Origin of the sequence: Mesorhizobium sp. B2-4-6, assembly GCF_006442775.1 — a bacterium.
GTDB lineage: Bacteria > Pseudomonadota > Alphaproteobacteria > Rhizobiales > Rhizobiaceae > Mesorhizobium.
Genome location: NZ_VFVI01000009.1, coordinates 166567 through 189005, shown reverse-complemented (window position 1 = coordinate 189005; position 22439 = coordinate 166567). Strand labels below are relative to the sequence as shown.

The window sequence follows — 22439 nt, the reverse complement described above, 5'->3', positions numbered from 1 at the left end:
CCGGATGCCTTCGGCGCGCGTCCATGTTCTATCCTGCTCCCGTCCAATCCGGGAGGCCAAGATATGAACGCTCCTCATACCCATTCACCGCTCGCGGTCGACTGGTCGACGCAAAGTATCGTCGACCGCAGGAACCGCTTCTACTCCGCCTCCCAGCGCAAATTCGTTCCTTACAAGGATCCGCTGATCATCAAGCGTGGCCGCGGGCAATATGTGTGGGATGAGCAGGACAGGAAATACATTGACCTGCTTGGAATGAACCTTTGCATCTCGGTCGGCCATGCCCATCCGCAGGTCGTCAAGGCGGCGAGCGAACAGGTCGCCGAGCTGACCCACTGCACCACCATGTTCTACCATCCGGTGCCGGCCCAATATGCCGAGGAACTGGCAGGCACGATGCCGGCTGGTCATGAGTGGGTCGTCCATTTCACCAATTCCGGCGCCGAAGCGATCGACCTCGCGCTTCTGATGGCGCGTTCGCACACCCACAACATCGACATGCTGGCGCTCGCCTCCAGCTATCACGGCGCCACCTTCGGCGCGCAGTCGGTGACGGGGATAGCCGGCTTCCGTCACTCCGTTCCACAGCTTGGCGGCGTGACGTTCGTGCCCGAGCCGAACCAGTATCGCGGCATTCACGGCGAAGGCGTGGAGCCTTACCTGAAGGAGATCGACCGGGCGATCGCGACGTCGACGAGCGGCAGGCTGGCGGGCATGATCATCGAACCCGTGCAAGGCTATGGCGGCATCGTCCCCATCCCCGAAGGCTACATCGCCGGAGCGTTCGAGCGCGTGCGCGCCGCAGGCGGCCTTTGCATCGTCGACGAGGTGCAGGCCGGCGTCGGGCGTACGGGCGACGCTTTCTGGTCCTTTGAATCGCATGGCGTGGTGCCCGACATCGTGGTGGTGGCGAAGGGCGTGGGCAACGGCATCCCGCTCGGCGCGGTCATCGCCAAGCGCGACGTTGCCGAAACGATGGCCGACAAGTTCCTGTTCCACACCTACGGAGCGAATCCTGTCGCCTGCGCGGCCGGCAGGGCCGTGCTCAAAGTGATGCGGGAGGAGCGGCTGCAGGAAAACGCGCGGGCCGTCGGTGGTGCGCTCAAGGGGCGGCTCGAGGACCTGAAGGAGCGCTATCCGATCATCGGCGACGTCAGAGGCCGCGGCCTGATGCTTGCGATCGAGCTCGTCAAGAACCGCGCGACGAAAGAGCCGGCGCCGGAGGAAACGCTCGCTGTCTTCGAGGAAACGCGCCGCAACGGGCTCGTCGCCAGCCGATCCGGACCCTACCGGAACGTCATCCGGATGTGCCCGCCGCTTTGCCTGGCGATGGCGGATGTCGATGATGTCGTGGATCGGTTCGAAAGAAGCTTCGCTGCAATAGCACCATGACGGACTGTGCAACGCGCGTCACCGGCAGTGATCCTGTCTGGTCGTGTTTCACGTCGACGGTACGTCCCGGACCAGCACCTCGTTGACCGGCGTGCCGTCGAAGTCGAACTCATCGATGTCCTTGGCGATCGGCAGCTTGGCGACGGTGAGCTGGTATTTGATGGAGCGGGCCTGCCTCTCGGCGATCTCGGCCGACAGCAGATCGCCGACGATCCTCGGCGGCTCGTGCTGGCGCTTGATGCCTGTCGCCATGACCTCGTCATAGCCGCCCCGCATCCCGTAGAGCTTCAGCGTCCCCATTGGGTCCAGAACCTGCGTGCGTTCCATCAGCTTGCCCTCCCCAGGCTGTCGTAGCGGGCGCAGTCGGCCTGCGGCTCGTGTTGCAGGCGAAGAGCGTCCGGGATCAGGATGGTGACGGCCGGCGTCGGATCGCGCCGCCGCGTCTGCCGAAGATCAGTTGCGCGCCGCGCAGCTTGTCGACCGCCAGCGTGGCCAGAGCCTGGCCCTCGACATCCTCGGCGATGATCCGCAGCGGCTTGCCCGACCGGACCACGGCCTCAAGCACGGGAAGCAGCGCCTGCGGGTCGCCGAGCTTCTTCTCGTGGATCAGGGAGCCAAAGGGCGTAGCCGACATCCCGCAGCAGAAGGATGGCTGCGGATACTCCTTCAGAAGGAACCTGTGTACGTCAGGCCCGGCGGTAAGCATTAAAGCTTAGCCAGGGCGGATGCCCGGAGTCTTCGCAACCATGTAAACTCTATTCTCGCTGGGATCGGCCGTCTGGGCGCTGGGCGCGACAAGATGCCTGCCAAGAGCGCTAGCAACTGGCTGCCGAGACCGGGCGCGTTGGTTTTGCCGGTGATCTCAGGCCGTTAGCAAGGTTGGCCCGTCTTTTCGCGTTTTCGCGCGGGCGCGAAGGGCAGCGCTGACAGGCAACGACGGCGATATGCTTGGCGTTCCAATACAGGAGGAGAAACGGTATGGCCAAGCAGATTATGCGTGGGACGTTGGGAGCTAAGGAGGTCCGGCAACTCAAAGAAGTTTACGACCGCGCCCGGGCTGTCCAAGCCAGGTACGCAGAATCCCACCTTGCAGGCAGGGCGGCAAAAACCCTGATCGATGCCTTCGAAGCCCCTATCCATCCCGGCGATACGGCTCTCGATCCTCAATGGCTGAGCAAGGCCGCTCCCATGGGAAACGCCTGAAGACCGAAACGTCATATGCATTCATCGACAACGGCTGCGATAGCCAAAGCGAGCCGCTGAAGAGGATTCAGGGGAACGCGCTTAGGCCTTTGTTTTGATGCATGCCTCCCAGAATCGCTGCACATTTCTGGGAGACATATATTGTAGCCGCCCTGCCCGGCCATTCTTGATGCCAGGCGTGCAAATTTCCAACTGCGACTTTCCGCAACCGGCCAAATCGCGTTTTGGACGCGAATGCACAAGCCAGGCGGTTGTAAATCACGCCTCGCCTGAGGCCGCACTATCCCGCCGAAGACATCGGCTCCCGATTTCTCCACCTTAGGAGACTGATACGGAACTTCGAAGTCGTTGGGGCGTTACAGCCGTCGGAGAAGTGTCCATCGGGCGTTGCAACCATAGCCAGTTCATTGTGAAGCCGCTCACATCTGGCGTTCAAGAATTAACTATTGTAGGTTGTGGTCGAGTTGGGGAAACTGCTGGTCTCAATGCAGACATTGACGCAATTCATAGGCCCACGTCCGGTTGGGGGGACGCGGTCGAAGACTGAGTGGGTCAACGACCATGTTCTGGCTGTTACCGCAAGGGCCTACAAACCCGATTCCATCATATGTCGCCAGGATGACGACAACGATACGATATTCATCGTAAAGTCAGGCTGGACCCTGCTCTATCGCGAGCTGCCGGATGGAGAACGGCAGATCGTTGACACTCCCCTTTGGGGAGACATTGTCGGCTTCCGCTCCGTAGACGGACCACGGTTCGCTTCGCTAGCATCCATAACCGACGCGACTGTTTACCCGATACCAAGGAAGGCCTTGGTCGAGGGAATCTTGTCCGAAGCTACTTTCGGCAGCAAGATTGCCCACTCCTTGGCACGGATGAATGCCATTCTAGCCGAGCACCTGGTGAATGTCGGGCGGCGCAACGCAATGAGCCGGACCGCCCATTTCCTGCTCGAATTGGAGGAAAGGCTCTCCAACGTTGGCCTGTCCGCTCGCGGGAAGTATGACTGCCCTCTCACTCAGAATGAACTGGCGGACACCCTCGGAATGACCCCCGTTCACGTGAACCGGACTTTGAGGGAACTCCGCAGTGCCGGTCTTGTCTCGTTCAAGGCCGGTCATGTCGAGATTCTCAACCGCAAGAATCTCGTGAAATTGGCCGGGTTTGAGAAAGAGTACCTCAGCTAGATTTCTCCCGGCGCATCCAGCATGCCTCCGCGATCAGTTTTCAAGCAGCAGGCATAGCGGCGTGGCTGGGAACGTGCGGCGCGGCGTCTTCAAGGCCTGGTCGGCTCCGCTTATTCCCAAATTTACTAAAAATTAATCTAGGTTAGCGACCGCTAATAACACCGCCCTAGAGTGACGTTGGCCATTCTTCGCTGGGGTAGGCGGGAACGGCTGTGTGGTCAGGGTGAAGCGATCCAGCCTTAAAACTGGACGGGCAGGATCATTTTTCCAAATTCTAGAACAAGGGATGGTCGGCCGCTGGAGGCGGCTCGTGGGCAATAGGGTGGATAATATGAGTTCCTCAGCCGGACTGGTTACCTCTTTGAATCAGCCTAGGGTTTCGAGTAACGGAACCGAAAATGCTCATCATGATCAATGCCTGCTCATACTGGATGGAAGGGCCTTGGACCGAGAATGTCTCGCATCGGCCCTCGTAGACCACGAACTCGGCATGGCGGTCGCAGCCATGGGTTCGATCGAAGAATGGCGCATGAAGAAGGGCTCAGCCCCCCCGCTGGTCGCCATACTCTTCAACCTTGGCGGTCGGAAAGTCACCGATCATGTCACGGCAGACGAGATCAGGCGCATATCGTCTGAGTTCAAATCGATCCCTGTAGTTATCCTGGCGGACAACGAGGACCTTGCACAGATATTGGCAGCACTCGAATGTGGCGCACGAGGCTACATTCCGACCTCAGTCGGTATCGATGTGTGTGTCGAAGCAATCAACCTTGCTGCAGCCGGAGGTATCTTTGTTCCGGCAAGCAGCGTTCTCTCCATGCGGCATCTGATCGAGTCAGAAAGCCGCGACGTGCAGCCTTTGTCGAGAATATTCACTCTAAGGCAAGCCGAGGTCGCCCAAGCGCTCCGCCGCGGGAAAGCCAACAAGGTCATCGCCTATGAGCTGAATCTGCGTGAAAGCACCGTGAAGGTGCATATCCGAAACATCATGAAGAAACTGAAGGCGACCAACCGCACGGAAGTCGCCTACAAGGTTAACGCTCTCTTCGCGGAAGGAGCTCTGCGAAAGTGACGATCCCAGGTCGAGGAGCCGCTGGGCTGGCGCGGGGCCGCCCCGGTCTCGTCCATCCGCTTCAACCGCTCAGTCGCTGCACGGTAGCTTGGCGCCAATCGGGCCTCAGCGAAAGCCCTTCAACCTTGACCGTGATTTGAGGTCCATCACCCCGACAAAATCCCAACGCGCTCTGGCATACCAGGGCCGACCGCGCCTTTCGGTGTTGTTCGTTGCTCCGAGCCTCGGGGCACAATCTCGCGCGTGCCGTCCAGCCATGAGGTCGATATTACGTCGGAAACCGCGCAAGAAAGGAAACGCCGACTTCCGCCCTGCCGGCAGCCCCGCCTGGTTGCCGAAATCCGCTTATCAGTCAAGGGAACTAGAGAAGGTATGTCTGCCCACCCAGCTCAGGGCTTCCTCGACCGTATCGAAATTCTTATGCTGCCCGCTTAGCAACCCGAAGCCTGTCTCAAGGAACCATTTGCCCTTTGTGGAGTAGGCTTCCTCGTCGATGCGAGTAAGGACTGCAACCAGTTGATCGAACTTCCAGACCAGAAGTCCCGACTCTCCGCCCGCGACCGTTCCAATGCGGGCTTCGTTGAGCGAAAATCCAGGAGCAATTTGTGCGTTGCTCACCTTGATGCATCCTCTCAACTTCAAAAAAGGATGTTGAAAATTTGTTGGCTTTGAATGGGCTGCTGCTGTTCCTCGCCAGACGGTACAGACAAATTTTTGTTAGCACACCGTCGGGCGAGTTCAAGCCTTTTCACTGATGATCCACCGCTAGTTTTTCGCGAAATGTAAACTGCCAAAGAATTTGGCCTGCCTGATCTGAAAGCCGTGGCGAAATAGTCGACTCCGCGCAACCCGTCGAGCCCAGCGAATGTCTCGCGGTCGACCCTGTCCTACGAGCGTGGGGTTGGCTGCAGGCACATTGTGATTTCGCACGAAGCTCGGTCTGCTCCACGACCACCCCGGCGGGACTTCATCTCAAGAAGAGGCGGCGGTCACATCGGATGAGCGCTTGAGAAAGCGGTATCCCTTTTGTGCTCCAATCAGCTCTTGCTGATCGTGGGAGGGCTGAATGGCGATCTTTTCGTTCCCTGACAGGCCATTGCCGGACGAGGGAGTGAGCACGCCGTGATTCATCGCCCAAACTGCAGCCTGAGTACGGTTGCGGACCCGAATTTTTCGAAGGATTGCCTTGACGTGTACTTTCACCGTAGCTTCGGCGATGTCAATTTTGCGCGCGATGGTTTTGTTAGACTCTCCTTCAATCAAGCAACTAAGAATACATTTTTCTCTATTCGACAAAGCTGACAGCTCTCTCTCCTCATTCTCGATTTCAACAGCCGCGCTTGTCAAATCACGCACCGAATCATACTTCGCGGGCCAAATGTCTTGAATAAAAGCCGACGTTTCTGCAGGCAAAACGGTCTGGCCGAGCATAACCAATTCGATTGTCTTGATTAATGTTTCTCGAGCGGCAGTCTTGGTCAAATACGCGTCAGCCCCCGCGCGAAAGGCTGAAACTATATCGTTCGATCGGCACTGATCGGCCAGCGCCACGACATGGCTGGTCGGATACATTGCTTTAAAGTCTGCAATTTGTCCAAATCCGGCATCCTCCCCTGTGCCGTCGACATCCACGATGAGCAAGACGGGCCGGTGCTGAGGTAGCGATTTTTGCAGAAGATCGTGAACACAAGCCGCAGAGGAGAGAATACGAAATTTTTCCGCATCCAGGATACGAATGAGACCCTCTCGAAGTAATTCGTTCGCCCCGACAAGCACTGTTACAAACGATTGCCTTGTCATCACAACTTCCTCTAACCTGTGGCGCTCGACATCCCTAAGACCCGGCGTACGTGCCCGGCACGCAACGCGCCAACCGCCCTAATTTCCTTAGCTTAAATTACCTTACGCCACGAAATCCCATGCCAAGATACCCTCTTTAGGCGCCCAAATACCCTCTTTAGGCGTAGGGCAGCATCGTCGAGGACGATCCGGATTCTCAAACCTCGATCGGGTTTGCGGCTAGGAGGCGTAGATGGGTGATCTCCTCGTTCTCCAAATTTTAGACGATGAAATCGGGAGATGCCCAGCCGTCCTGCGGATGCATGTTGGGCCGCAGGCGGTTCGAGACGCTTCGTCGGCTGACCAATCCCGGCCGTTCGCCATCGCCTTGTTTCGTTTGCCGTCAAAGAGGTTCTTCTGCGGCGCAGCAATCTGCTCATTGAACGAGTCCGCGCAGGCGGTGTTTATCCGGAAGGAGTGCCCACAAAGGATAGTTGTGCCGTTGGGGGTGAAGGGTCACGATAGGGCGGAGCCTTGCTCGGCTCGACCAGTTCGAGACGGGATGGTCACCACTGAAAAAGTGAAGGTCACGCGCCATGGCAATAGAGACAAAATACAATTCGAAACCCGTCTCCGAACCCGTCGCTTCCTCGTCACATTTGGCCCGGAGCGGCATGAAGGGCGTCCTGCTTGTCATGGGGCTCTCCAGCGTCGCCGTCCTGGGAGCGGGCGCGATCAGAAACTGGGAGGCCATCGAGAATGCCTCCGGACCCGCAATGCAGAAGGTCGAGGACGTCTCCGGAGCCTTGGCACGGAGGGTCGAGGAGGTTTCCGGAACCCTGGCGCAGAGGACCGAGGAGGTCTCCGGAGCCCTGGCGCAGAGGGTCCAGGACGTCTCCGGAACCCTGGCGCAGAGGACCGAAGAGGTCTCCGGAGCCCTGGCGCAGAGGGTCCAGGAGGTTTCCGGGGCCCTGACGCAGAGGACCGAAGAGGTCTCCGGAGCCCTGGCGCAGAGGGTCCAGGAGGTCTCCGGAACCCTGGCGCAGAAGGTCTCTGCTGCCATGGACAACTGGCAAGATCAACCGGCTCAAACCATGGCCGAACCGTCCCGCGCGATCGTGCCTGGAACGGAGGCGTTGGCCGCCGCTTTCACCGAACCGAGTGCCATACCTACCATCTCTCGTGCTGAGGGCTCCAAAATTCTCAACATGGGACCGGCTTCGCCTCCCGCGGCGTCGATCGAAAGGAGCGCCGCCCCTGCTGTCGCCACCAATTCCGAGCGTTCCAGAACGCTCGGCATTGCGCCAGACGTGCCAACCGGTAGCCAGTTCGGCGTCGGCGACCGCCTCAAGCTCGCGTTCTACGAGCGAGTCGACGTCGAGGAGGACAAGTGGGGGGCCGCGTCCTCGGCCTCGGCCCTGAGCGGCATCGTGCAGCGTCCGGAACTGAGCGGCGAATATACTGTCCAGGAGGACGGCACGATTTCCGTGCCCTTGCTTGGCGCCATTCCGGTCGCCAACCGGTCGGCGCAGCAAGTACAGGACAACCTGGTGGAAACCTTCAAACTACTGCTGGGCCGCAAGGGGCTGGTCAACATCCTGTCGCTGGAGCGCTCGCCTATTTACGTGCTGGGGCCGGTCAAGAATCCAGGCTCGTTCAAGTACGCGCCCGGCATGACGATCCTACACGCCATCGCGCTGGCCGGCGGACTGAACCAGGGCCAGAGCGAGCCGTGGCAGAAGATCGAAGCCGTGCGTGAAACCCAGAAGCGGAGCGGGGCGATCGATGCCATGGTGAAACTGCTCGCGCGCGGGGCGGTCCTGGAGGCCGAGCGTGACGGTACGGCGCCCAAGATCCCGTCCCAGTTGCTGGAATTGGCCGGCGCGGCCGAAGCCGCCAACCTCGTCAATGAGCAGAGCGACCGTCGTAGTGCCCTCGCCATGGCCCGCAAGTATCGCGAACGCGCGACCCTGAACGCGCTGGAGGCGGCCAAGCAGGATGTCGTCGCGTATGGACACATGGAATCGCTCGACGAACTCGTCAAGCTGCGCCAGGAGCGCGTCAACAGTATGCGCACGCTCGTGGACCGCAAAGTTCTCAACGTGACGATGATGGACCAGGCCCAGAGCGAGTTGTCCGACGCGGAACAGCGTCGGCGGGACGCCCGCAACCAGTACGCGAGCGCCAAGCAGCGCGTCGCTTCGCTGGAGGCTGAGGTGTTGCAAACCCGTGCCGACCTCAGGAACGATCTGGAGGTCGAGCTTGAGACGACGGAGAGCCAGATCGCGGCCAATGTACGCGATTTGAACGCCAGCGAAGGCATCCTGTACACGTTGCCGGTGACCCGCGCCCAGTTTGCGGCCCAGTTCGCGACGAACGCGAACAGGGTGACCTATCAAATCGTGCGGCAATCGACAGCCGGGCCGGTCAGCATCGAGTCCGCCGGGATGACCCTGTTGCGGCCAGGTGACCTCGTCAACATCATCGTGGGCGAAAGCCAGCCAGGAGAGCCAGCCGGTTCGCCGGTCCCAACCTCGTCGCCGACCGGCGACAGCTTGCCGGCCGCGAGCACTCTCAATGACGTAGGGCCTGGCCGCGTGCTGGCGGATCAGGTGATTAGTCCGAATTGATGCCTGGCAAAGGACTTTGCCCTGGACATGGCAATTCGCCACCGGCGGCCGCAACGCTAGTAATCCAGGGCGCGTCCCGCTGGAATCATAACGTGGGGCGTTGGCGAAGTATTTAGCCAATCGCACGGCGTCGAAGACCGAAGCTGCCCTCTCTCTAGCGACGGCCTTAGTCGTTTGTTTTTGGCCTTGCTTCAATGTTTTGGCCTGAAACTATTCTATTGGCAAAGTATTTGAAAGATCGGGGCATGTCAGGATCTGGCGACATCTCGGTTATCGAAGCGAAGCGCTATCGTGTTGCTTCAGACGAGCCTGCCATGCCTCAGGATACGGTCATCGACGTTAGCGTGGAGATCTTGCAGAACATCGCGAAACTTGAGACCGATTGGAAGGAGCTCGAAGCGCGAGCAACTCACTCATTCTATCTGTCCTGGCTTTGGATCGGAACTTGGCTGCGGCATCTCCCGGCGGGGGCGCAACCCCACGTTTTAGTCGCTCGGACGTCAAGCAAGATCGTCGGCCTGGCGATTATTTGCCGGCGGAGGGCGTGGAGTTTCGGGCCGCATGCGCGAGCGCGTTGGCTGCTCAATGAAACCGGAGACGTTCATTTCGATCGATTGTTCATCGAGTACAACAATATTCTTGCGGATCGATCCTTGGCCGATGCCACCAGGGTGGCATGCCTCGAGGCCTTGGCACATCACTTGCGCTACTCTGACCAGCTGGTGCTCTCCGGAATTGATCCGGACCTCGACTTGGCCGCTTGTCGCACCGCGGGTCGGGCTGGGTTCCTTACCGAGGTCAAAGCGGAAGATACGGCACGGTGGATTGATTTCGCCAAAGTCCGGCAGAAAGACGGAAATTACCGCGCCACACTGGGCCGCAATACTCGCCAAGCGGTAAGCCGTGCCATGCGGTTATATGCGGAACGCGGCCCCATTGAGTTCCGGACGCTGGAAGCGACATCGGAGGCGCTCGCCGCGTTTGATTTGCTCGCCGAGCTTCATCAGGCGCGGTGGAGACACAAGGGATCCTTTGCCAATCCGAGCTTCCGCCGGTTTCACGAGGACCTCATTGCGCGCGGAGTTCCCACGGGGACCGTCCGCATCTCACGGACGCTGGCTGGGGACCAGACAATTGGTGTCTTGTACAATTTCGTGCATGACGGCCGTGTTCTCAACTATCAAAGCGGCTTTCTGTTTGAGCGCGACGGCCGGCTCAAACCCGGGCTTGTCAGCCATGTGCTGGCTATTGAGGACAGCTTCGGACGCGGGGAGCGCGGCTACGATTTTCTGGCAGGCGCCGCCGGGCACAAGTCACACCTGGCCAATGCCGAGCATCCTTTGACGTGGATCGCAATAGGCAGAGACAGTCCAGAGCGCCGCATCGAGGCAAAGCTGCGCGGTGCCAAGCGGGTGCTAGGGACCATTGCCACTCACATGAGACAGGCCGCGGCTTGAAGTGTCGAGGCAAAATAGGAGCTGCCACTCTGTATCAAGTTTTTGAGGCAGGCTCTTGGACCATCGATCGGCAGGTTCGGCAGGCTAGGACAAAGGAGATGTTGGATTTGTCTAATCTATGTTTCAGCGTGGCGGAATTGGGTAGACGCACCGCACTGTTGATGCGACGCCGAAAGGCTTGTAGGTTCGACTCCTACCGCTGGAGCCATAGATTCCAAGTCGCAACGTAGCCACCATAGCCGATCGATAAGTCAGAAGAGGTAATCCGAATTGGATCTTAACTGACGGTTGGCATCGCAAGCGAAGCGCGGAGACTGCTTTGATCCGACGCAATTCCGCATCCAAGTAATTTGGCCAACAGCCTACTCGTCAGAACAGGAGGAGATCACGGGGCGCGAGTTCATTGCCAAGATTGGTGTCAAGATAAATTTGGCCGTTTCGCCTTCGACAACCCCTCGCAGCGGCAGCATTTCCAGTGGCTTTATAGCCCCATCCATACATCAAAATATCCACCTGCCGCTCCTTGCTTTCGCCCTTACGTGATTGTTTCATTGGAATGCACATGAACGGCGCTGCCGTTCTTATGCGCATGAGCTTTCCCAGCGACCGGGACGCACGTATGACTTCTGACTGCTGCCCTGTGCTTGAGTTCATTCAATTTTCTGGCGCTCCTGTGGAACCGGAACCGCCCCCCTCAAACCCTTTGGATAAAGTCGGGCTGAGACCCGGGATCATAATGCCGGTTCTCGACAAAGATGGTTTGGAGGTCCTGGCATTCATGCTCGATGCTGAGCAGAACGTCATCCGCGAGATAGGCGTTTGCCTCAACGAAGAGGAACGTCGGCGCGCCGAGGGGTTGAGACTGGAGCGGGACCGCCGCCGCTTTGAAGCTACCCGTGGGCTGCTGCGCCGGCTCCTCGCCTCCAAACTGGGAATCTCGCCGTCCGACATCGAACTGGAATATGGACGCCTGGGCAAACCCCACCTCTCGCCCCGCATGCCTGCTCGCGATTTGCGCTTCAGCGTCTCACGATCCGGAGATGTCGCGGTCGTCGCCCTCTCGACCAGGGAGGAGGTCGGGGTGGACATCGAGGCAGTTCTCCCGGTGCCCGAAGCGGACAAGATCGCAGCGCTCTGCTTTTCCGCCTCCGAATACGGGGCCTACACCGCCCTTGCTCCGCAAGACCGGCTGGAAGGCTTCCTCCGGCGCTGGACCCGGCTGGAGGCTATCTCCAAGGCCTTGGGATGCGGTTTGGGACAGCCCTTTTCTTGGCAGGAAAGGGATTGGGCTGTCCATAGGTTCGTACCGAAACCCGGGTACATCGGGACCGTGGCAGTCCGGAATTGAGTGGTAGTCCGGAATTGAAATGTCGGCGATGCCATCATTCACTTACGATGCACTGCGGATAAGCGAGGAGGTCAACCAACTCGAGAGGCCCTATGTCGGCGGACTTGATGCAGATCCCGGAGCTTCTCGCAGACCTCGCGGTCAAGGACATCAAGGTCTGGGCAGAGGGCGACCGGCTGCGCTGCAACGCCCCAGTTGGCGCACTGACTGCCGAGTCTTCCGACCAGTTGCGTAACCGGAAGGGCGAAATCATCGCGTTTCTGAACATGGCCACGGCTGCAGCCCGGCAACAGCCAGCAATCATTCCCCTGCAGTCTCGCGGAACACGCACGCCCATTTATGCCGTGCCCGGGCATATCGGGGCGCCCTTCTCATTCTCGGACCTGTCGAAGCACCTGGGTGGCGATCAGCCGTTCTACGCACTCCAACCGTCTGGCTTCGATGGGCAGAGCGAACCGATGGAACGCGTCGAAGATATCGCGGAGTATTTCGCCCGCCAGATCGTCGCATATCAGCCCACCGGTCCGTACATCATCGCCGGTTACTGCTCCGGCGCTGCAACCGCTCTCGAGCTGGCGAAAATCCTGCGTCAACGCGGAGCGGAGGTCCCGTGCATGGCGCTCTTTGGCCCCCTACACCCCATCATCTTTAAGGAATTGCCGCGTCAGCTATATTTCTTTGCCAGTCGCACCGCCGATTCATTTCTGCGAGAGATAGCAAAGCTGCCGACATTCGGCGCTCGTCTCCGGTATTTCGGCAGGCGTCTCGGGAACCTTGGCGGGCGCGTCGGCGCCCTCGTAACCCCCGTTCGCAAAAGCAAAGAGCCTGTCACGGCAGATCCGGTGCTGGCGAGCAGAGCTCGACTCAAATCCACGGCGATCACGGCTTTGCGGCGGTACATACCCACCCCGTATTCGGGTCGAGTATGCATATTCCTTCCGAACAAGGCTTGGATGCGATCGGGTGCAGCGCCGCGCCAATGGCTTCGAGTGATGCCCCAAGCCGAGTTTTATTTCGGGCCCGAGGACTGCAACGATAGCCGTATGCTGGAGGAGCCGGACGCACCTGCCATCGCAGAGCTCTATCGCCAGGCAACTCGAAAGGCTGAGCGATTGACGTGATTGATTTTTGATTTCTGCAATGGAGAGCGTATCTCATGAATGAAGTCCTACCTATCGCAGCGCAGGGCGTTGCGCGCCCCCTGCTGAGAGATGCCGATCATCGGTTGCTGGTTGTCGAGTACAACGCCACGGCAGCGCCCTACCCGTCGGGCAGGACGATCATCGATCTCTTCCGCGACCAGGCGAGGCGTAGCCCCAACGCCGAAGCGATCCGTTTCGGTGACGCAATGCTGACGTACCGGCAGCTCGACGAACGCTCCAACCAGATGGCCACGCATCTGAGCTCGACCGGCGCTGGGCCAGGCCGGATTGTCGTTGTGTTCATGGAGCATTCCATTGAGGTCGTCGTCGCGATTCTGGGCGTCCTGAAGTCCGGCGCGGCCTATGTGCCGGTGGATGCGGCAACGCCCAAGGGACGTCTCGCAATGATCCTGAAGGACATTGCCAACGGGACCGACGGGCGGGCGCCGGTGGCGATCACACAGGCGCGCCTTCAATCCGTCATTTCCCCGAGCCTTGCAGACATTTTCGTGCTCAATGCCGATTTCGGGCCGATTTTGAATCAGCCGGACTCGGCCCGACCATCCGCCGCCACTCCGGACAGCGCCGCCTATATCATCTTCACCTCCGGCTCGACCGGCACGCCCAAGGGCGTCGTGATCGAGCACCGGAGCCTGGTGAACTACATCTGGTGGGCCGCTCGAGTGTACGGTTCCAGCGAAGGTGACGCATGGCCCCTTTTCTCATCCCTCGCCTTCGACCTGACCGTTACCACGCTCTTTACGCCACTCGTCACCGGCGGCCGCATCGTGGTCTATCTCGGTGATCCCGGAGTCCAGAGCATGGTCGTGCTCAAGGTCATCGACGACAATGCCGTCGATATCATGAAGCTGACGCCGGCGCATCTCGCGATGATCCGCGACCGCAATCTCGAGACCACAAGGCTGCGCAAGTTCATCGTGGGCGGCGAGGACTTCAAAACTGAATTGGCTCGCGATATCACGAACGCCATCCCCCACCCCATCGAAATCTACAACGAGTACGGACCAACCGAAGCCACGGTTGGCTGCATGATTCACCGTTTCGACATCGACCGGGATCAATCCGCATCGGTGCCGATCGGCGTTCCGGCCGCCAATGCGGGCATCTACGTCCTCGACAAGGCACATCAGCCCACCGCCTCGGGCACCATCGGTGAGATGTTCATTGCCGGCGACGGTCTCGCGAGAGGCTATTTCAATCGCCTTGACCTGACAGACGAGCGTTTCCTTACGGTCTCCGATCCTCGAGATGGGTTTTCGAAGCTGCGGCTGTACAAGACGGGGGATCTCGCCCGCTGGAACTCGGAAGGGCGCCTGGACTTTCTCGGCCGCGCCGATCATCAGGTGAAGATCGGTGGCGCACGTGTCGAGCTGGGCGAGATCGAAGCGCGGCTTCTCAAGCATCCACACGTTCAGGAATGCGCTGTCATCGCCATCGCCAACTCGACGACGACACCAGCGACATCAACGGTGGTCCAAATGGGCGATGTCGAACCGCCAGCGGCCGAAGACGGCATCGCGCGACTTGTGGCTTACTATGTCTCGTCGAAACCCCTGACCGTCGCGGACCTGCGCGCGCACCTCGCCGAAGAACTCTTAGGATCCATGATTCCGACGCACTATGTCTGCCTCGAACGGATGCCGCTCACGTCCAACGGCAAGATCGACCGCTCGTTGCTTCCCGAGCCAATGGCGGAAAACTTCCAGCCTGCGCAAGAATTCGCCGCCCCGTTGACGGAGACCGAGAAGACGCTGGCCGCGCTGTGGTGCGATCTCCTTAAGGTCGAGGCAATTGGCCGTCGCGACAACTTCTTCGACCTGGGCGGGGAGTCGCTCCTGGTGATGCGGGCGGTGTCGCGCATGCGGAAGATCTTCGGCGTCGACGTGCAGCTTCGCAACCTCTTTGAACGCCCGACGCTCGCTGAACTGGCGGAAGTGATCGACGGAATGCGTTGGATGGCAAATTCCAAAGGCTCCCCACTCTCGGAGGGACCGAGAGAGGAGGTCGAACTCTAGCTTGCCGGAATGCCCCCGACCTTGGGCACCAATCCAGGCGGTGCCTTTGCATTGGACGCATGCAGAGCGGATGAAGATGATGGACAAAGCTTGGGTATCGGTACGAGAACCCGGACTGCCTTGGGTGGCGGCGGAATATGAGCTCTTGCGCGACCAAGTGCGCCGGTTCGTGGATGAGGAAATCAAGCCGTGTGCGGATCTCTGGGAAGAGAACGGATTCATTCCTCGTCCGATCCTGCGCCGCATGGGCGAGCTCGGCTTCTTCGGCATCCGCTACCCTGCCGAGTACGGTGGTGCCGAGATGGACGCGGTCGCATCAACGGTCTTCGCCGAGGAGCTCGGGCGCTCGACCTATGGCGGCGTCGCCGATGCAATGCTGGTCCATGCCGACATGGCTTCCTTGTATGTCTTTCACGACGGCACCAAAGCCCAGCGGGCGCGCTGGATGCCGGGCATTATCAGCGGCGAGGTGATCACCGCGGTCGCCATAACGGAGCCGGATGCGGGCTCGGACGTGAAGGCCATCCGCACGCGTGCGCTGCGAGATGGCGACTCCTATGTGCTCGACGGTACGAAGCTCTACATCACGAATGGCGTCCACGCGGATCTCTACTGCGTCGCAGCCAAGACTGATCCCTCGGCAGGAAGCCACGGGATCACGATGTTCCTCGTTGAAAAGGGGACGCCAGGCTTCAGTGTCGCCCGCGAACTGGACAAGCTCGGCTGGCGCTCCTCCGATACGGCGGAGCTCGTCTTCGACGGTTGCCGCATCCCCGCCGAGAACGTACTCGGCGCGGAGGGACAGGGCTTCTACTCCATAATGCGCAACTTCCAGAATGAGCGCCTTGTTCTCGCAGGCATGGCGATAGGGATGGCCGAAGCCGCGATCGATATGACCCTCTCCTGGGTGAAAACTCGCCGCGCATTCGGGGGCGTCCTGTGGGACATGCAGGCGATCCGACAACGTCTTGCGATGCTCTCCGCGAAAGTGGAGGCAAGCCGTGAGTTTCTCTATGCCACCGCTTGGCGCATGGCGGCGGACGACGACTGCCTGCGCGAAATCTCGATGTTGAAGGCCATCTGCGGCGAACTTGTCAACGAGGTGTTGTATGCATGCGTACAGTTCCACGGCGCTATGGGCGTTATGCGAGAGAGTCCGATCGAGCGCATATCGCGGGATGCACGCGTCCTATCCATCGCCGGCGGCGCGACGGAGGTGATGCTGGAGGTGGTCGCGTCGTTGTCGTGAGCCCAATGGGGACATTGCTCCCTGGCGTTGATTGTAGGAGGGCTGCGTTAAGGGCTCTTCGGACGGCGGGTAGGTTGGCTGATGGGTCTTTCGGCTGTTTTTCCCCACCCGCTCTCAGGCGGCGCTGAGCGGTCATGGTCATGAGCGCCTGTCGATGCAGGCCCCGCCAGGAGCGGACTACGTCACGTCTGGGGCGCCGATCCGGCGCCCCAGACGGCTTGCAGCCGCTGCGCCGGCCCGTCTCGCCGCTCGCCGCTTAAAGCGCGTCGCGCTGAAGCGGAGTCAGGCGACGCGCTTTAAGCCTTTGTTTTCATGCATGTCGTTATCGCAAAACCGCTGCACACTTTTGCGCGACATGCATTAGTTCCTGCTCCGGTCTGTCGAGCGGCGCGTGACGCTCACGTCGTCACGCCTCAATGCTGTCGGTCCATGCTCAGGTGGTAGACCTGAACGTCGGTCACCTCCAGTACGAGCGTTGCCGGGGTCGAACTGTCGTAGGCCGTGTGCCAGCCAGACGCGCTGCTGTTGGCGATACTCAGACTAATGAGCAGGGTCATGGCACCGGTCGGCACGTTCTCAGTGACGGTTCGCTTGAGCACACCATCGAAATAGAACTTGATTGACACGCCCGGTATGTACTCCATGCCCCAGACGTGATAGCCGGCCGACAGGTCCACACCAGCATCGAAGAACCGCTGCTCGTTGGTGGCAGCCAACAAAGCGTTTGCCAGCACTGCGTTGGCCGACACGGAGCTGCTGAGGAACCCGCCCTCCTGCGTGTCGATCTCGGCCCCGCCCTCGAGATGCCAGAAGCCTGGCCATCCGCCAGTGCTGACGTCCGGTTGCTTCATGCGTATCTGTGCGTAGCCACCGGCAAACGTGAACTTGCCGTGCGTGCAGATGGCGCCCGACTTCCACGTGTACCCCGCGAACCGGTTGCTTCTCGTCGCAACGATCTTCAAGCCCGATGGACCAGTGCTGATCTGAGCCGGGTCGAAGTACTCGGCGTCGAATCCGCCAGCGTTCATCGCGGAGTACGGCGACGGCACGCTCTGCCGCCAGATACCGTTCTGGTCCGCGATCGCAGGTATCCACTTCGTGGAATCGAGCGAGTGCCCGGTGAAGGTGTCCTCGAATATCAGCTGACTGGTAGTGTACCCGGCTGGCGGTGGCAGCGACGACCCACCGCCTCCACCGCTCGTGTCGCACGAGACGATCATGAGCGTTATCAAAGAAATGTACTTCGAGATACTTTTCATATGCCCCCCTCGTAACGAGGGCTTGACCAGGATGCGATTGCAATGGTCACCGCCGCTCACCAATCTTAAAGCGAAACGACGAGGGCCGGATAGTCGACCGTGACCAAGAGAGGATACCTCGACTATATTGCGGCGCGGCAGATGGGGCCTCGATCCGACCATGGGGCACGAGGTTATAGAAGTATCAGTAGGGTTAACACTGCTGCCCTACCCTCTTCGTCCTCGCCGCCGCGCATTATCCGACACTGCAACGCCTCGTCCCATGTCGCACGGCACATCCAAACGTCGCGCTCCTCATCCGGTGTGACCACGGCGTGACCTTGGGATGAATCGGCTCGTTCGGCGCCGTCGTGAGGAAGCCGTAAACGTAGCTCGGTCCGGGCAAGGGCTTGACCTTCGTCCGTCGGTCGCCGTTGAATGTCGTCCACATGCCTCATTGAGGGCGAGCCAGACCACGTTTTTTTTGGTCACGGGCTCAGCTCTGAAGCGTACTCAGCGAAGCTGTTCGCCGGGACCAAGCAATGGCTTTCCGAGCTGTGCCACGCCAGCCGGCGATGCGAGGAAGTGCTCCTGATTTTCGTGGTTGGGAAATCTCCGGCTTGTGGCGGTGGCGGCATTGTCCAGCCAAGTGGTCTTGGGGCGGCGTGTCGATGCTGATCTTCGGGGTGATACCTCTTTAATTCCCGCGATCAGACCTTGATCGAGTGATAAGGTCTGCAAACGAGCGAAGATCGTTGTGATGCCGCCGTCCGAGCGGCGCTCCTCCGAGCGGGCCCCTCGACAAGCCACTGACAATAAATCCTGCATCGGTGTCATTGGATGGTTCCTCAATGCTCAAAGTTTTCCTAAGAGATTCGGCTATCAGGCTATACGTGCTGACTGCCAAGCTCGGCCTGCAGCGTCTTCCGCTTTTCCACCGCGCCTATCTTGCGTTTTATCCCCTCTACAAAAGGCATTTTGAAGCAGGCCCGATCGATCAGCTCAGGGAATTCGTGCCAGGCGGATCGCTGGTCATCGACGTCGGCGCCAATGTCGGCTTCTTCACGCTCCGCTTTGCTGAATGGGTCGGCGACAGCGGAAAGGTGATCGCCATCGAGCCGGAGGATCAGAATTACAGCGGCCTGATTTCCGCGCTCGAGCGCGCGGGTCTCCTTGGCCGCGTCGAGGCGCTGAGGGTGGTCGCCGCCGCCGAGCCCGGCACGGCCTTTCTCGAAATCAACCCACTTTACCCTTCCGACCACAAGCTTTCCCGGAACGGCACCGGCGTGCCGGTAACCGCCGTGACGCTCGATGGACTGATCGCGGACAAGGGACACCGGCGCCCGGGGCTCGTGAAAATCGATGTGCAGGGCGCCGAACTGCTGACGCTTCAGGGCATGATCGAGATCCTGAGGTTCGCCCGGCCGGCCCTGTTCGTCGAACTTTCCGACCAGGGATTGAACAAGTTCGGGGCGTCGGTTTTGGTAGTCCTGCGCCTCTTGTCGGATAACGGATACGAGGCATACTGGCTGACCCGGACCGGGCGCCGAAAGGCAAGCCAATCCGAGATTGAGGCCAGAACAACCGGCACCGAATCTGCCGATGTGCTGTTTCTTCCTGACAGGCCGGCGATCAGCGCTTCGCATAGCGCCTTGACCTGAACGCCGTTCGTTAGCCTCTTTCGGAAAACCGGCTTCCCCGCTGCGAAGCTGCGTCGTACTTCTGAGCGACGGAGGAATCGTCCGAGAACTTCATCGCGACTTCCATGGCGGCCTTGGCGGCGCCTTGGTGAGGCAGCGCTGGATGTTGGTTTCCCGGTCGCGCTTGCTCGCTCACACTTGCTGGCTCGGGGATCCTTGCTGGCTCAGGGATCGCCTCGAATTGCGCCTCTGCTGGTCATTCAGCGTGGCATAGAATCCTCAAGCGCGGCGCGCACCGATTTGACGCCATTCAGCATCACATCGAACCGCTTGCGCACCCCAGCCCTTCGCGCCGGCGACGTCATCACATCACTTTCGGCAATTGAAGCTTCGACCGCGTCGCTCAGGCTTGCGCGTTCGAGCATCTCAAGCGGGTTCGCACAACGCGATCCGTCTTTCAAGTCTGGAGCGGCGACGGGGGCGATTCTTCGTGCACGAGGCCGGCGGCAGAATCAGATTTTATTGCGAAGGCCAAAGTCAAGGCCGCGCACACGCCCTCGATGCTGGTGGCGAGCGTCCAGCCCAGGACCAGGCCTTCAAGTCCACCGAGCCTCGCTCCAGCTATCACCAAGCCCAGTTCCAGCAATCCGCCAAGCGCGAACCAGGGAGATGCCTTGCGCATCCTGTCGCCCAACCGCGCCAGCGTACAGGCATGAAACTTAAGCGCTGTTCCCAGCAGGCTGAAGCCAAGGAAGCGCAGGCTCGAACCGGCGATTTCAGCATAGGCCGGATTGAAGACCGCAAGGATCCTCTGCGAATAGGTGAAGATGAAAATGGCGCAGACCAGCGAGAAAAGCAATGACGCCATAACCGATACAAGGATGTCGTGTCTGGATTGTTTCGGGCTCGCTCTCACCACGGGGAACAGGACTGTGGCCATGGCCGCGGGAATCAACGAGGCGATGGTGACCAGCATCCATAGGGATACGAAAGCGGCATTGATGGCCGGAGACAGGAGAACGAGCACAACGTAGGGCATGATGATGCCGGGAGCCTGCAAGGCCACGTCGAGCACGTAGTGGTCGAAGACCTTGCCCCGCAGCGTACGGAGCAGTTGAAAATCGGGAGGCCCAACGAGGCGACGCGCACCGCCCCGGGTCAACAGGTCCACGCCGATGATGGACGCCAGAAGACCGGCCACCCAGCTCAGAAGAAGCGCGGTATGGGAGGTGTAGCCGCCAACCGCGGCGGTGGCGATCAGCATCAGCTTCAACGTGCAGAACAGCACTTGCCGGATCATCCTGCTGGTGGCGCGCAGGGTGCCCAGGAACGCCTGGTCGACCAAGATGGAGAAAACGGTCAGACCGCAGCCGAGGACGAACACAACACCCACGAACCAGCCGCCGATCAGCTCGGTAGAGCTGCTGAAATACGCATGCCCGAAGACGAACAACACGGCCAGCCCGACCCCCAGTGTCACCCCGACGCACGCTGCCGCGGCCACCAGGCCGCGTTCCTTGCCGGGATTCCGGACGATCTCGCCCACCAGCATGGTCCCGATTCCTGCCTCGCCGAGCGTGCCGATAAGCCCCATCACGGACAGGAGAGCAGATGTGTAGCCAATCACCTCCGGCGGGAACAGCCGCGCTGCAAGCCACCAATAGACAAACCCGAGACCGGCCGCTGCAACCGTTCCGGTTGCCATGGCGCCGGAATTCATCACGAACGCGGCGCTCTTTCGAAGCTCTCGGCGCACGCGAGCAATGGCCGTCCAGGAGTGGTCTATCGACGTCATTGCTATCCCGAACCTTGCTGTGCCGGCACCGCGGACCTTCCGGGGGCTGGGCGCAGGACGTCCCGGTACACCTGCTCGATCCGGGTCACGACCACTCCGGCCTTGAGGCGCTCGATCCTGGCAAGGCCTGTCGCCTCCAGGCGGGCGAGCAAGGCGCGGTCCTCGAGAAGTCTCTGCATTGCGCTGGCGAGGGCGCGCGCGTCACCGCTCGGCACGAGAAGGCCTGTTTCGCCATGATCGACGATATCCGGCATGCCGCCGATGTCGGTTGCAACAACTGCCTTTCCGGATGCCATCGCTTCCATGATCACTGTCGCGCAGGCTTCTGGCCCCACCGACGGCAGCACGCCGAACAGTGAGCGCCGCCACGCATGCATGATGGCGGAATGCGGCCACATGCTGAAGACTCGAACGTTCGGCGGAAATTTGGTTGGCGTATCGGCGACCCGGCGCCCGATCAGGACCAGTTGTGGCGCCCGCTCCAGACTGGCATAGGCTTGCAGGAGAACGTCAATGCCCTTGAGGCGCGTCAAGTCACCGACGAACAGGATGAATCCATCCCCGGGGAGCTCCCGCAGGCAGGCATCTTCTGGGCCAACCACCCCGACATCGTCGGGCACGAAGTTGGGGATGACGTCATAAGGGGCGCGGCCTTGGGTGAGTCCGTTGTGACGGGCCACCGCGTGGCTCACCGCGATGAAGCGATCCACCACGCGCCGAGCGGCGAAGCTCGACGCCCAATTACCCAAGGTGGTCACAGCTGCCTTCACCGCTCCGTAGTGCCCGGTGGCGCAAGGCAGGCACTTGGCCGCCGCGGGGCCACTGCAGAGCTGGGCGCCCAAGTGCATGAAGTTCTTCTTCGCGCAGACAAGGCCGTAGTCATGGAACGTAACCACGAGGCGTGCCCCACTCAGACCTTTGAGCGGCAGGAAGGACGCGTAAATCCAGTTGTGGGCGTGAACGATGTCCGGCTGCTCCTGGGCTACCAGCCGCTTCAGGGCAAGCACCAGTTCGGGATCCGGGAAGGGCGGCGCATGGCGGCGCTCGGGATCGGCGTGAAGGCCCGACAGACGCTGGAGCGTGCCGCGCAGGCGATGCACGCGGACCGCGCCGTCCAGCTCAGTTTCGGGCAATCTGGGATGCCACAATGTCCCGACGCTGACATGATGGCCCCGCCGCGCCAGCGCCGCGCCCAGATTGCGGACGTGACGCTCCTCTCCCCCGATTACCGGAGGATAGAACTGCGATAGCAGCAGGATGCGCATGAT

The 22439-nt window shown here is 60.4% G+C and carries 19 protein-coding genes, 1 tRNA gene and 1 pseudogene; 12 read left to right on the top strand and 9 right to left on the bottom strand.

What is annotated here, in order from left to right:
- The first annotated feature begins 63 nt into the window (after positions 1–63).
- Positions 64–1392: an aspartate aminotransferase family protein gene (locus FJ957_RS22170; RefSeq protein ID WP_140834970.1), complete on the top strand. Its 1329-nt coding sequence runs from the start codon at positions 64–66 to the stop codon at positions 1390–1392.
- Positions 1393–1452: 60 nt separating this feature from the next.
- On the opposite strand, the pseudogene FJ957_RS22165 reads toward FJ957_RS22170, so the two are convergent.
- Positions 1453–1719, bottom strand: a pseudogene (locus FJ957_RS22165) (ATP-binding protein); the annotation flags it as partial.
- A 76-nt stretch (positions 1720–1795) separates the two neighbouring features.
- On the bottom strand, positions 1796–2026 hold the full coding sequence (locus tag FJ957_RS22160) for a hypothetical protein (RefSeq protein WP_140834969.1): 231 nt from the start codon (positions 2024–2026) through the stop codon (positions 1796–1798).
- A 344-nt stretch (positions 2027–2370) separates the two neighbouring features.
- On the opposite strand from FJ957_RS22160, the gene FJ957_RS22155 reads away from it, so the two are divergent.
- The 3 genes from FJ957_RS22155 to FJ957_RS22145 all read left to right on the top strand — a co-directional run bounded on the left by FJ957_RS22155 (position 2371) and on the right by FJ957_RS22145 (position 4857).
- Positions 2371–2595, top strand: a complete 225-nt coding sequence (locus FJ957_RS22155) for a hypothetical protein (protein WP_140834968.1) — start codon at positions 2371–2373, stop codon at positions 2593–2595.
- A 485-nt stretch (positions 2596–3080) separates the two neighbouring features.
- Complete coding sequence (locus FJ957_RS22150; protein ID WP_140834967.1) at positions 3081–3785, top strand: Crp/Fnr family transcriptional regulator; 705 nt, start codon at positions 3081–3083, stop codon at positions 3783–3785.
- A 331-nt stretch (positions 3786–4116) separates the two neighbouring features.
- Positions 4117–4857, top strand: coding sequence for a response regulator transcription factor (locus FJ957_RS22145; protein WP_246685931.1), 741 nt, complete (start codon positions 4117–4119; stop codon positions 4855–4857).
- Between the two features lie 348 nt (positions 4858–5205).
- On the opposite strand, the gene FJ957_RS22140 is transcribed toward FJ957_RS22145, so the two are convergent.
- Both FJ957_RS22140 and FJ957_RS22135 read right to left on the bottom strand, forming a co-directional pair.
- A complete protein-coding gene (locus tag FJ957_RS22140) occupies positions 5206–5475 on the bottom strand; it encodes a hypothetical protein (protein WP_181177430.1) in 270 nt (89 codons plus the stop codon).
- Between the two features lie 354 nt (positions 5476–5829).
- Positions 5830–6657, bottom strand: coding sequence for a response regulator transcription factor (locus tag FJ957_RS22135; RefSeq protein ID WP_140834965.1), 828 nt, complete (start codon positions 6655–6657; stop codon positions 5830–5832).
- Between the two features lie 653 nt (positions 6658–7310).
- Between FJ957_RS22135 and FJ957_RS22130 the strand changes: the two genes are divergently transcribed.
- The 7 genes from FJ957_RS22130 (at position 7311) to FJ957_RS22100 (ending at position 16498) form a co-directional block, all read left to right on the top strand.
- A complete protein-coding gene (locus FJ957_RS22130) occupies positions 7311–9266 on the top strand; it encodes a polysaccharide biosynthesis/export family protein (RefSeq protein ID WP_181180668.1) in 1956 nt (651 codons plus the stop codon).
- A gap of 245 nt (positions 9267–9511) precedes the next feature.
- A complete protein-coding gene (locus tag FJ957_RS22125; protein WP_140834963.1) occupies positions 9512–10723 on the top strand; it encodes a GNAT family N-acetyltransferase in 1212 nt (403 codons plus the stop codon).
- A 122-nt stretch (positions 10724–10845) separates the two neighbouring features.
- Positions 10846–10931, top strand: a tRNA-Asn gene (locus tag FJ957_RS22120).
- A 528-nt stretch (positions 10932–11459) separates the two neighbouring features.
- Positions 11460–12071: a 4'-phosphopantetheinyl transferase superfamily protein gene (locus tag FJ957_RS22115; RefSeq protein ID WP_246685920.1), complete on the top strand. Its 612-nt coding sequence runs from the start codon at positions 11460–11462 to the stop codon at positions 12069–12071.
- Positions 12072–12178: 107 nt separating this feature from the next.
- Positions 12179–13192 (top strand): thioesterase domain-containing protein, encoded by a 1014-nt coding sequence (locus FJ957_RS22110; RefSeq protein WP_246685919.1) that lies wholly within the window; start codon positions 12179–12181, stop codon positions 13190–13192.
- A 35-nt stretch (positions 13193–13227) separates the two neighbouring features.
- Positions 13228–15249, top strand: a complete 2022-nt coding sequence (locus FJ957_RS22105; RefSeq protein ID WP_140834960.1) for a non-ribosomal peptide synthetase — start codon at positions 13228–13230, stop codon at positions 15247–15249.
- Positions 15250–15319: 70 nt separating this feature from the next.
- A complete protein-coding gene (locus FJ957_RS22100; protein WP_140834959.1) occupies positions 15320–16498 on the top strand; it encodes an acyl-CoA dehydrogenase family protein in 1179 nt (392 codons plus the stop codon).
- Between the two features lie 413 nt (positions 16499–16911).
- On the opposite strand, the gene FJ957_RS22095 is transcribed toward FJ957_RS22100, so the two are convergent.
- Both FJ957_RS22095 and FJ957_RS22090 read right to left on the bottom strand, forming a co-directional pair.
- Positions 16912–17757 (bottom strand): glycoside hydrolase family 16 protein, encoded by an 846-nt coding sequence (locus tag FJ957_RS22095; RefSeq protein WP_181180667.1) that lies wholly within the window; start codon positions 17755–17757, stop codon positions 16912–16914.
- 492 nt (positions 17758–18249) lie between these two features.
- A complete protein-coding gene (locus tag FJ957_RS22090; protein WP_140834957.1) occupies positions 18250–18573 on the bottom strand; it encodes a hypothetical protein in 324 nt (107 codons plus the stop codon).
- Between the two features lie 14 nt (positions 18574–18587).
- Between FJ957_RS22090 and FJ957_RS22085 the strand changes: the two genes are divergently transcribed.
- A complete protein-coding gene (locus FJ957_RS22085) occupies positions 18588–19397 on the top strand; it encodes an FkbM family methyltransferase (RefSeq protein ID WP_140834956.1) in 810 nt (269 codons plus the stop codon).
- Between the two features lie 239 nt (positions 19398–19636).
- Here the strand turns inward: FJ957_RS22085 and FJ957_RS31890 are convergent, their stop codons facing one another.
- Genes FJ957_RS31890 through FJ957_RS22075 form a run of 3 tightly spaced genes read right to left on the bottom strand, consistent with a single transcriptional unit; the run spans position 19637 to position 22436 of the window.
- Positions 19637–19801, bottom strand: a complete 165-nt coding sequence (locus FJ957_RS31890) for a hypothetical protein (protein WP_181175553.1) — start codon at positions 19799–19801, stop codon at positions 19637–19639.
- A 32-nt stretch (positions 19802–19833) separates the two neighbouring features.
- Positions 19834–21171 (bottom strand): oligosaccharide flippase family protein, encoded by a 1338-nt coding sequence (locus FJ957_RS22080; protein WP_140834955.1) that lies wholly within the window; start codon positions 21169–21171, stop codon positions 19834–19836.
- 2 nt (positions 21172–21173) lie between these two features.
- A complete protein-coding gene (locus FJ957_RS22075; RefSeq protein WP_140834954.1) occupies positions 21174–22436 on the bottom strand; it encodes a glycosyltransferase family 4 protein in 1263 nt (420 codons plus the stop codon).
- Between the last annotated feature and the right edge of the window lie 3 nt (positions 22437–22439).